Origin of the sequence: Caballeronia sp. (genome assembly GCF_049581465.1) — a bacterium.
In the GTDB taxonomy this organism is placed as follows: Bacteria; Pseudomonadota; Gammaproteobacteria; order Burkholderiales; family Burkholderiaceae; genus Caballeronia.
This window is the reverse complement of sequence record NZ_JBAUSA010000051.1, coordinates 1-9,745: the sequence shown is the minus strand read 5'-3', so window position 1 is coordinate 9,745 and position 9,745 is coordinate 1. Positions and strand designations below refer to the sequence as shown.

The 9,745-nt window shown below is 57.0% G+C and carries 9 protein-coding genes; 5 read left to right on the top strand and 4 right to left on the bottom strand.

Going from position 1 to position 9,745, the window contains the following annotated elements; genetic code table 11:
• The 4 genes from WCA53_RS01120 to WCA53_RS01105 form a co-directional block, all read left to right on the top strand.
• On the top strand, window positions 1–614 hold a 614-nt coding region (locus WCA53_RS01120; RefSeq protein ID WP_423904472.1), incomplete at its 5' end, for a UDP binding domain-containing protein.
• A gap of 43 nt (window positions 615–657) precedes the next feature.
• Window positions 658–1,617 carry a UDP-glucuronic acid decarboxylase family protein gene (locus WCA53_RS01115; protein WP_423904468.1) on the top strand — a complete coding sequence of 320 codons (960 nt, stop codon included), beginning with the start codon at window positions 658–660 and terminating at the stop codon, window positions 1,615–1,617.
• Window positions 1,601–2,371, top strand: coding sequence for an ABC transporter ATP-binding protein (locus WCA53_RS01110; RefSeq protein ID WP_423904465.1), 771 nt, complete (start codon window positions 1,601–1,603; stop codon window positions 2,369–2,371). The genes WCA53_RS01115 and WCA53_RS01110 overlap by 17 nt, the downstream gene beginning before the upstream one ends.
• A complete protein-coding gene (locus WCA53_RS01105) occupies window positions 2,358–3,146 on the top strand; it encodes an ABC transporter permease (RefSeq protein WP_423904462.1) in 789 nt (262 codons plus the stop codon). Before WCA53_RS01110 ends, WCA53_RS01105 begins: the two co-directional genes overlap by 14 nt.
• A 44-nt stretch (window positions 3,147–3,190) precedes the next feature.
• On the opposite strand, the gene WCA53_RS01100 is transcribed toward WCA53_RS01105, so the two are convergent.
• From WCA53_RS01100 to WCA53_RS01085, 4 genes are all read right to left on the bottom strand, one after another.
• Complete coding sequence (locus tag WCA53_RS01100; protein WP_423904460.1) at window positions 3,191–5,416, bottom strand: sulfatase-like hydrolase/transferase; 2,226 nt, start codon at window positions 5,414–5,416, stop codon at window positions 3,191–3,193.
• A complete protein-coding gene (locus WCA53_RS01095) occupies window positions 5,379–6,221 on the bottom strand; it encodes a sulfotransferase family protein (RefSeq protein WP_423904479.1) in 843 nt (280 codons plus the stop codon). The genes WCA53_RS01100 and WCA53_RS01095 overlap by 38 nt, the downstream gene beginning before the upstream one ends.
• A gap of 169 nt (window positions 6,222–6,390) precedes the next feature.
• Window positions 6,391–8,529, bottom strand: coding sequence for a glycosyltransferase (locus WCA53_RS01090; protein ID WP_423904456.1), 2,139 nt, complete (start codon window positions 8,527–8,529; stop codon window positions 6,391–6,393).
• Window positions 8,530–8,733: 204 nt separating this feature from the next.
• Window positions 8,734–9,534: a crotonase/enoyl-CoA hydratase family protein gene (locus tag WCA53_RS01085; protein ID WP_423904452.1), complete on the bottom strand. Its 801-nt coding sequence runs from the start codon at window positions 9,532–9,534 to the stop codon at window positions 8,734–8,736.
• Window positions 9,535–9,603: 69 nt separating this feature from the next.
• Here WCA53_RS01085 and WCA53_RS01080 point away from each other — a divergent pair.
• Window positions 9,604–9,745 (top strand): AMP-binding protein (locus WCA53_RS01080; protein ID WP_423904476.1); only part of this gene is annotated, 142 nt, incomplete at its 3' end.

The following is a 9,745-nucleotide window of genomic DNA, read 5'->3' as shown; positions in this document are numbered from 1 at the left end:
CCGCCGATGTCACCATGCTCGCCGACGTAATCGGTGCTGACAAGCGCATTGGGCGCGAATTCCTCGATGCCGGGCTGGGCTTTGGCGGCGGATGCCTGCCGAAAGACATCCGTGCCTTCATGACGCGTGCCGACGAACTGGGGCTCGATGATGTCGTCACATTTTTGCAGGTCGTCGACAACATCAATATGAGACAGCGCAGCCGCGTAATCGATGCCACTCGCGAAATTTGTGGGTCACTGGTCGGGACGCGAGCGGCGGTTCTTGGCGTTGCCTTCAAGCCGAACTCAGACGATATTCGTGACTCGCCGGCACTAGATGTGGCTGGGCAATTACAGCTACAGGGGGCCATTGTCAGCGTGTTCGATCCTAAAGCCATGGACAATGCCCGACATCTATTCCCGACGCTCAACTATGCGTTGTCGACCGTCGAAGCATGCAAGGAGGCCGATGTGGTTCTGATTCTCACCGAGTGGGATGAATTTCAGAAACTGCAACCGGAAAAACTTGAAGCGGTAACCAGGTCGAAGCGCATCATTGATGCTCGTAATTGCCTCGACCCGCAGCCCTGGCGTGCTGCCGGCTGGAATTACCGAGGCTTCGGGCGTCCATGATGTTCCCACAAACTAGTCAGGCGCACCCAAAGGGAGAAGAGTCGTGAGAGTACTCGTTACCGGTGGCGCTGGATTTGTCGGATCACATCTGTGCGATCTGATGATTGCTAAGGGCTATACCGTTGTATGCCTTGACGACCTCTCAACCGGCTCCCGCACCAACATCCAGCATCTCGGTACGTCTGCTGAATTTTCTTTCATCGAGGCGAGCGTTCTTGAAATGGTTGATATTGATGGCAGATTCGATGGTGTGGTGCACCTCGCCAGCCCTGCATCGCCATTCGCGTATTTGGATAGACCCATCTTCACGCTACGGACGGGATCAGAGGGAACACGGAACGTACTCGATTTCGCCAAGGCCAAATCCGCACGCTTTATCCTGGCTTCGAGTAGTGAAATCTATGGTGAGCCCCACCTTCACCCGCAGTCCGAAGAATATTGGGGCAACGTCAACCCCGTCGGACCGCGAAGCGTCTATGACGAGGCTAAGCGTTACGCAGAAGCTTTGACAACGGCCTACCGAACGTCCTGTGGAGCAGACACAGGAATTCTACGTATCTTCAACACCTACGGTCCTCGGATGCACTCGGACGACGGGCGTGTTGTTTCATCTTTTATTGACCAGGCCCTGAATTGCAAACCCCTGACAGTTTTCGGTGACGGAACCCAAACGAGAAGTCTTTGCTATGTGGACGACTTGGTTCAAGGCATCCTGGCGATGCTGGAGACCGAAGACCCGGGACCAATCAACCTCGGCAATCCGATGGAGCTCACCGTTCTCCAGATCGCTGAATTGGTGATCGAGCTAACGGGTTCACTTTCACCGCTAGAGTTGCATCCGCTGCCGCAAGATGACCCGACCCGTCGGCGGCCCGATATCACCAGAGCGCGTGATCGCCTTGAATGGCGCCCGCAGGTCTCGGTACGTGAGGGGATTGGGCGCACTATCGAGTGGCATGCGGAGCAGCTCCGAGAAACCAGGCGTCGTGAACGCGCATCATGACCCAACTCGGGTCGACGTTAGGCGCCTGACGAAGACGTTTGGGACGTTTCGCGCGGTGGATGATGTGTCATTCTCCGTCTGCGAAGGGGAAATCGTCGGCCTTGTCGGTCCGAATGGGGCGGGCAAGACGACCATCGTGCACATGCTGACCGGATTGATTACGCCAACCGCCGGGACATTCTTATTATTCGGCAAAAGCCTGAACACGGATCGCGAGGATATACTGCAGAGATTAAACTTTACCTCGCCATATGTGGCATTTCCGGCGCGTATGACGGTACGTGAAAATCTGACGGTTTTCGCGCGCATCTATAATATACGTAATCCATCGGAGAAAATTGACCAGCTGCTCGATCGATTCGGGATGGGGAAACTCCAAAACAGGCCGATAGCACGACTCTCCTCCGGTGAGGCGGCGCGTGTCGGCCTATGCAAGGCGTTCCTCAATGATCCCGAATTATTGTTACTGGATGAGCCCACAGTCTATCTTGACCCGCTGATCGCACTCGAAGTCAGAGAGGTCCTGCTGGATCTTCAACGGAGCCATGGCACCAGTATCATCTATACGTCACACGACATGGCCGAAGTTCAACGGATTTGCAATCGAATTATGTTTCTTGACCACGGCCGGATCATTGCAGACGGGACTCCAATCGAGGTCACCCGCCGCATTTTGGCGGAGCATCGGGACGAGCCTGCTCTCGAAGAAGTCTTCATCCGAATCGCGAGGGAACAAAGAGATGCGGCGCCATAGAATCGAGGCCGTCATCCTGCGGCACCTGTATGAATTGCGGCATAATACCAACCACCTGATCAACACCGTGTACTTCCCGGTGGTGAATATCGTGATGTGGGGCTTTCTCACGATCTACCTCACAAATCACCAAGGTCTGCAACCGGGCCTGATCAGCGTGTTACTCGGCGGCGTCGTTTTGTGGGGATTTTTCAATGGATTCCAACGTGACATGGGACAAGGTTTTTTAGAAGAGTTATGGACGCGGAATCACATCAACCTATTCACGTCGCCGCTGAACGTCGCGGAATACGTTTCCGCTCTGATCTCCGTGAACCTGATCAAGGCCATGATTGGGTTGACACTGGAATCCGTGATTGCGCTGCTGTGCTATCACTTCAACATCTTCCCGTTGCTGATCGAATTCGTGCCCTTCATTGCGGTTCTGATGCTCTTCGGCCTTGCAGTTGGTATCGTGATCACCAGCCTGATCCTCCGTTATGCATCGAAGCTCGAGAGCCTGGCATGGAGCTTTGCCGGCCTGTTGATGCCGTTTTCCTGCGTGTTCTACCCGTTGAAAACGCTGCCGGTTTTCCTGCATCCACTCGCCCTGGCTTTACCCACAACCCATTCCTTCGAAGGAATGCGGCAGGTGATGGCGGGGCAAGGATTCTCGATCTCGAACCTTCACTGGGGCCTCGCGCTCGACCTCGTCTACCTGGCACTCGCTGCGCTGTTATTCCATAGGATGTTCGAGTCGGCTCGAGAGCGGGGGCTTTTGATCAGGGCGGAGTAGCCAGAGTTATGGGCCGAGACTGCTGCGGTGCTGGACAGAGCCGACTACTCAGGCAGCCAATGGCTCAGGTCTCGGTCGAGGATTCCCTGTAGCCGCTCAATCTTGCGGGCGTAAAGAATCGTGAGGAAACGGCGGAGCGAGGGACGCAGTGAATGTCCCGGACCGGCGAAAACGTGCTCTTTTAGCTCCTCCTCCGGAATGGAACGGAAGAATTCGCCTTCGACTCCGAGATGGCTGGCCAACTTGAGCAGCGTATCGAGTGGGTTGAGTGCAAGATCGTCATAAAGGATCAGGTGTATCTGCTCTGTTGGGAACACGCTGCGCCAACGCGACAGGCATGATTCCGCGTCGCCGCGCCGCTGCGACCCTGAGGATTTAAAGTGGTCGATGAACCACGTGTCCGACGCCTCGTTGAATGTCATCTCCGCTCGTTCGAGCGCCATCAAGGCCGACGACCAGGCCCGCTCAATCGGATTGCGGATGCTGTAGAACAGCCGGAGATCGGGACGAAGCTCATAGATTTCCCGGATCGTGTCGGTCTCAAGGATGCCATAGGCAGGTGTAATCTCCCCGCGTTTCTGCTCCGTAGCCTCATCAAAGAGATCGAGCCATTCGCTGAGCGGCTGGTCTTGGCGCTGATCCCAGAAATGCAGCTCCTTTTCCGGCGGAACGTAAATGTCGGGGTGGCGCTTTAGGTGTTCGTACAACCAAGTCGTGCCTGCCTTCTGGGCGCCGATGCCGAGGAAATCGGGGCCGGGGCGGCGGCCTGGAGAGCTTGGCGATCGACTATGCCCAGGGATCGCTCGCCGCAATTCGGCGCGGACGTCCTCGAGTTCTACAGATCCCGCCAGGTTTTGCCACTCGAACGGATCGGCGCGGTGGTCATACAGTTCTTCCGAGCCATCGTTGTATCGGATCAGCCGCCAGTCCGCGGTCCGGACCGAATGATTGCCGCGGCCCCACGTCATCACGACAGGCGCGCGCGTAACGCTACCGGTACCGTCGAAGAGCAAGGGCACCAGGTCCATACCATCGACCGGCGGGCAGTCGAGACCGCAAAGGCGAAGCATGGTTGGGTAAATATCGATCAGGCTGACCGGCTGGTACACCCTTTTCGGGGCGTCCTGCACAGCGGGTGCCGAGATGATCAACGGCACCCGTGTCGCCTCTTCCCACAGCGCAAACTTGCGCCAGTGCAGTTTCTCGCCGAGGTGAAATCCGTTGTCGCCACACAACACGATGATCGTGCGGTTTGCGAGGCCCGACCGATCGAGTGCGGAAACGATCTCGCCGACCAGATGATCGCAGTAGCTGATCGCCGCCAGATACCCGTGGACCGCGGCACCCCACTGCCCGGCGCCGGTGATCCGCTCGTGGTCGGGCGGCGACAGCGCCCAGTCGCGGCCAATCGGCGGCACGTCGTCGAGGTCGTCAGCGCGGACCAAAGGCAGCGCGATCGCGTTCGGGTCATACAGGTCGAAAAAGCGGGCGGGTACGTGCCAGGGCAGATGCGGTTTGTAAAGACCTGCTGCACAGAAGAAGGGCTCAGGTGGCGTCTCGGAGAGGAAGTTACAGACGTATCGCATCACTTTTTCGTCGGGGATACGGTTCACTCGATCGTCGGGCAGCGGCCCCCAGTCGAAGTGGTGGTAGGGCTTCGGCACAGCCGCGAAATTGCCGAAATCAAATAGGCGATTAAGCGGCCGGCCGTCCGGCAGCGGGTCGACCTCATTGGTTAGGAAGTCGACCCAAAGCTCTGGACGATTCTCGACCTCGCGCCATTCCGCATGATCTGCCCCTGTCTGTCCGGCGGCGGCATAGTCGAAAACACCGTGAAACACCTTGCCCCCGCCCACCGTGTGATAGCCGGATTCTCGCAGCCGCTCGACAAATGTGATCGGACGGTGGGTCCGGTCCCAGAATGATTCGTCCTGGTAAATACCAGTCGTCGTCGGCAGACAGCCAGTGAAAATTCCCATGCGACTGGCGTTGCAATACGGTGCCGAGCAATAGGCATGCGTGAATAACGTGCCTCGCGCCGCCAGCGCGTCGATGTTAGGAGTCTTGACACTTGGGTGGCGACCAAGAGCTCCGATCCAGGAATTCAGATCGTCGGCGATAATGAAGAGGACGTTCGGTGGATTGGCGGCCGGCGACGTGGAACTTCTAGCCGTCTGTTGAAGTCGGCGTGCGGCGGCGGCAGTCTGTCGAGCGCCTGTGCTCAGGAGTGGATTATTCATTTTCAAAGAACCGCCATGTGGCAGCTTCAATCTGCTGCCATTCCGACCAATACTGGGAGCGGTCAGGTCCGATCCGGTCCGTCGCAAGCCGCCTGAGGCACAGGTAAGCTTTTTGCACTAAGATGCTAAGATGCGGAACAAAATCGCGGTCGAGTCGACCGAATTGGCTATGTCGTAACTCAGGATCGATAAAGTTGGCAACAAAGTCTTCGATGTCTCCTAACCTGGCATCAGCCTGTGGGATCTCCAGGGCGCGTCCGATGCGCTCAAGTTGTCCACGCGGATCGTCCATAAATAGGTCATAATCAATAACGATAAAGGGCTTTTGTGCGATCCGGCTGAAATATGTCACCGTGTGAACAAGCCACAGGCCATGCGCCATCGCAGCGTCGAATACGTCCGATTGGCGCGCGATCAATGACTGGGCGACACTCAAGGGATTCCGTATAACCATTACATAAGCATCTTCCAATCCAAGGCGCTGGAATACTGGAGACCAGAATGGAAGTAGTCGAAGTGTACGCGGATCCTTGAAACCCCAAAGTGGATGCGCCAGAAAGTTAGCCCGGATGTATTCAATCGCCTCCATCCGGATGGCTTCAATCTCAGGCTCCTCCCATCGGCTGTCCTTAAGGAAAGCAACACTCTCCCACTTAAGACCGAGGGCCGTGAGCACGCGTTCGTTGAAGTCTTGGAGGTGTCGATCCTCCCAATAGCCAGTAGGGTTATCGGGTTGCACCTCAACGAAGTCGTCGCCCAAGTAGATGCCTAAGGACATGAGCCCGCGGGTGATGAGACTCGTTCCGCTCCTGTGCATGCCCAAGACCGTTACCATGCGTGATGACATATCAGATTACTACCAACCCCTCGTGCGACGTTCGAGCGGGGAAATATATGCGCCCGCGCCAGGTTCGACCGTCAGCCCTTTGCTCTCGTGCGGCTTTTGACACTTAAGGATTCGAGCATCGCGAGTGTGCATCGTCTCCAACTATCCGAGCGGAAGTTTATCCGGTTACCGGAGGACCCTGTTCTCCCCGGGACAGCGGCGTGCCCACAAGCGCATCGTGCTCTAACTTCATTCCGTGACCGAGTAGTAAAGCCCTCGAAATTGCCTGCGCAATTTGAGGCTCAACCTTCCGGTCGGGTGCGGTGTACGGTCGCAGGCTTCGAACGGCGTTCTCAAGAGAGTGCACCAAGCTCTCCTGCTCGAGGTCTACGCGGTACCAAATAAAAACTTCCGGAATCGTTTCAATCTGCAAACTCAAGAGCGCTGCCTTGGAAAAAAACTCCCAGTCGTCCAGGCTTGAGGCTGCTTCGTCGCTAAATCCACCGACGGCATCGAAAGCATCGCGCCTGATGAGAGCATTTGTGCTTCCGAAGCAGTTGACATATGCGCCAGTGGCGATGTCGCATCCGAGAAATGGCCGCCGCGAATCCTCCATCCGGTCTTCTGGCGATTCACCAGAAGATCCGAGGAAAAAGCTGATGGATGACGTGACAATGGGGACGTCCACTTTTTGCGCAACTCGCACAAAGGCCGAGAGAGCGCTCGACGGCAGCAGGAGCGTGTGGTCATCGACGAAAAACAGGTACGTTCCCTTTGCTTCAAGCGCTGCCCTATTTCGCCCTGCGCCAATCTCTCGGCTCCGCTGACGAATCCTTTTGGTCCTGAGGCCTTCCAACTCGGACCAGTCATCGGAGGAGCTCGTTTGGGGCGAAATGCCACCACCACCCTCGACGAGGATCACCTCAAAATTAGGGTAATCCTGTGTTTTGAGAGAGGCCAGCGTAGCTGCAATCTTATTCCCGCTGGTGGTGAAGGGAAAGCAAACACTCACTAAAGGGAAGTCTGGTTCCTCATCAGAGTTTGACTCATTAGCGGGAGACTGATTAAGCTTCGTGTGCGTGCGAATGTTGCGGTGCCAACTTACCCATCGCTTCTCGTTGTCGGCAAATGAAATCGATGGGCGCGCCGAAGAGGCACCTTTAGCAAGCACAGCTCGAATGCGGTCCGCCAGGATCTCGGGCCTTGGTTCAAAACAGACTTCAGCGTTGTCTTCCGATGCGAAGATTTCTGGAATTCCCCCGGTGTTGCTCGCTAGAAAAGGGATGCCTGCGCCCACGCATTCCAATACAGTATTGGGGTAATTATCTCCGAGAGAAGCGATCACTGCAAGGCGCCCGACTCCTCGGAGATACTCAATAGCGCCCGCTTGATATTTATTCGAGATCAGACGCCATGGTACGGACCACTTCTTAGATCGGTCGCTGATATAGCCGACACTCGATCGGCCGTATATCTTAGTTTCTTTCCCCAAGAAGGAAATCTCGAAATCTGGGTTCGCCCCATCGGCGCAAAGCGAATCGATCGCGTCGCAGAAGAGTCGCAGGCCCTTTCTGAGCTCAAGCCGCCCGAAAAACACTATTTCCCGAATCTCACGCTTTTCTTGCGGCAGACCAAGATCTGAGAATGTGGCCGCATCAGGACGAATGTATGGCGCAACAAAAGTTTGCCTGGGGAGTTCCCAGCCATTCTGTATCATCCATTCGAGGAGATACTGGCTTGGACTCACCACGACGTCAGCGGCGGCGACACTGGTGCGTTCCATGTGGTCAATTTCCAGCTCACCGAGATTCCGTAGGTAATCCTGATTGCCCTCTTTTACCCATAAAATCGGGCCGTGAGTTCCAACTACAAAGGTAGTTTGAGCAAACGCTATACCCTGCCGCTTTGCGAGCAGACTATAAAAGCCCAGGCCCAGACACTCCGGGAAGTGGATGATGTCGAAATTATGCTGGTGGTCTTTCAGCCAAACATATGTGTGGTAAGACACGCTCCCGGCCCAAGCAGCTTGAATTGTCGGGGTGTGCGGCATAGGAAGCGGTATCAGATTTATGCCCTTTGCCTGGTAGTGTCGAACCCAGTCGCTCATATTTACGTCTGGTGGGTGCCACCCCACAAGAAATAGGATTGTCACGTCATAGTTGGCGCGCCGCAGGGCATCAGCCATACTCGTGTAGGCAGTTCCGATGCCAGCATTCCGGGATGGTCCTTCGATTTCCCATGTAGCGATGCAGATGCGCGGTGACGAGGCGCTGTCAGCGACCTGGACCTCTGGCAGCGGGGGGAATTCAGTTTTCATGCACTTCCTAGGAATGTGTCGCGGGCCCTGGACATTGGGTTCCTTCATAGCAGAGGGAAGATCCGTTTGCCGGGTAATCGGAGCTGCAGATCGACCGTCCAGACCAATACGAATTCTGGGCGGTACGGCCAGGTTCGGAGCTGTCAGCTGGGTGGGCGCGGCCGCGTAGGAGCCGTGACGAGTTGGGAATCTGTTGGCGGCGCCTTAGCGGCCTTTGAACTGCGGAGCGCGCTTCTCCTTGAAGGCGAGCGGGCCCTCCTTGGCGTCCTCGGACAGGAACACGCTGATGCCCAGCTGGGTGTCGATCTTGAACGCGTCGTTTTCCGGCAGGCCCTCGGTCTCGCGGATGGAGCGCAGGATCGCCTGCACCGCCAGCGGCCCGTTGTTGCCGATCACGTCGGCGATCTCGAGCGCCTTGGCCAGCGCGTCGCCGTCCGGAACGACATAGCCGATCAAGCCGATCTCCTTGGCCTCACCGGCGCTGATGTGCCGTCCGGTCAGCAGCAGATCGGCGGCAACCGTGTAGGGAATCTGGCGCACCAGTCGCACCGCCGAGCCGCCCATCGGATACAGGCTCCACTTGGCCTCCGAGATGCCGAACTTGGCGCTTTCGCCGGCAATGCGGATGTCGGTGCCCTGCAGGATCTCGGTGCCTCCGGCGATGGCCGGCCCCTCGACCGCCGCGATCAGCGGCTTGGTCAGTCGACGGCCCTTGAGCAGAGCGTCGATGCGCGACGGGTCGTAGCTGCCGTCCCTGAATGAGTCGCCTGGCGGGCGGGCGGTCGCGGCCTTGAGGTCCATGCCCGCGCAGAAATAGCCACCTGCCCCGGTCAGGATGCAGCAGCGAATGTCGGGATCGGTGTCGACGCGGTCCCAGGCCTCGACCATGATCGAGAGCATCTCGGTCGAAAGTGCATTGCGGGCCTCAGGGCGGTTCAACGTCAAGATCAAGGTGTGTCCGCGCTGCTCAATGAGGGCGTCGGCCTTTTTTTCTGACTCGCTCACGGACGATTGCCTTCCTGTGTGCCGGCCTGAAACTTGTCAGGAAATGTAACACGTTCTAATTTAGGGTCCGTGGCCCTGAATATTGCCGACTTGGCGGAGCACGCCATCGATGCCGTCCCTGACCGTGTTGCCCTGATCTGCGGCGACGAGCAACTGACCTACGCGCAACTTGAGGAGAAGGCCAACCGACTCGCGCACTACCTGCAGGAGC